Raw genomic sequence first — 912 nt, 5'->3', positions numbered from 1 at the left:
CCCTCGCCGTCCTGGGCGGCGAGGACGCCGGCGGACAGAACACCCACGTCGCCGAACTAGCCACGGCGCTCATCGGCGAGGGCCACGACGTGCGGGTCTACACCCGCCGCGACGCCGTCGACCTGCCCGACGTGGTGGACACCTCCGCCGGGTACCAGGTGCGGCACGTGCCGGCCGGGCCGGCGCTGCGGGTGCCGAAGGACGAGCTGCTGCCGTACATGGGCGAGTTCGGCCGCTGGATGGCCGACCAGTGGCGCGACGGGAACTGGCGTCCGGACGTGGCGCACGCCCACTTCTGGATGAGCGGGCTGGCCACCGTGCACGCCGCGCGGCGCACCAACATCCCGGTGGTGCTGACGTACCACGCGTTGGGCTCGGTGAAGCGCCGCCACCAGAGAGCTAAGGACACCAGCCCACCGGGCCGGATCGGCTACGAGCGGGCGCTGGGCCGCGCCGCCGACCGGGTGATCGTGCAGTGCCAGGACGAGGTCCGCGAGCTGGTCCGCCTCGGTGTGCCCCGGTCGAAGATGGCGTTGGTCCCCTCCGGCGTCAACGAGCAGATGTTCTACCCGGACGGGCGGGTGGTTCCCCGCGCCCCGGCCCGGCCCCGGATCCTCACCGTCGGCCGGATGGTCGAGCGCAAGGGCTTTCAGGAGGTCGTCCGAGCGCTGCCCGCCGTGCCGGACGCCGAGTGCGTGGTGGTCGGCGGCCCGCCGGCCGAGCTGCTGCCCGCCGACGGCTTCGCCCGCCGGCTCACCGCGCTCGCCGAGACCTGCGGGGTCGCGGACCGGGTCAGGCTGGTCGGCGCGGTGCCCCGGGAGGAGATGGGCCGCTGGTACCGCTCGGCGGACGTGTTGGTGGCCGCCCCCTGGTACGAGCCGTTCGGGCTCACCCCGCTGGAGGCGATGGCCT

At 74.6% G+C, this 912-nt stretch carries 1 protein-coding gene; it reads left to right on the top strand.

Annotated elements, in window-relative coordinates; genetic code table 11:
• Positions 1–912 (top strand): glycosyltransferase (locus tag E1193_RS31470; RefSeq protein WP_132186748.1); only part of this gene is annotated, 912 nt, incomplete at both ends.

Source organism: Micromonospora sp. KC606, assembly GCF_004348675.1.
Classification (GTDB): Bacteria; Actinomycetota; Actinomycetes; order Mycobacteriales; family Micromonosporaceae; genus Micromonospora.
Note: the sequence above shows the minus strand (reverse complement) of the source record. Positions and strands in the feature narration are given on the sequence as shown.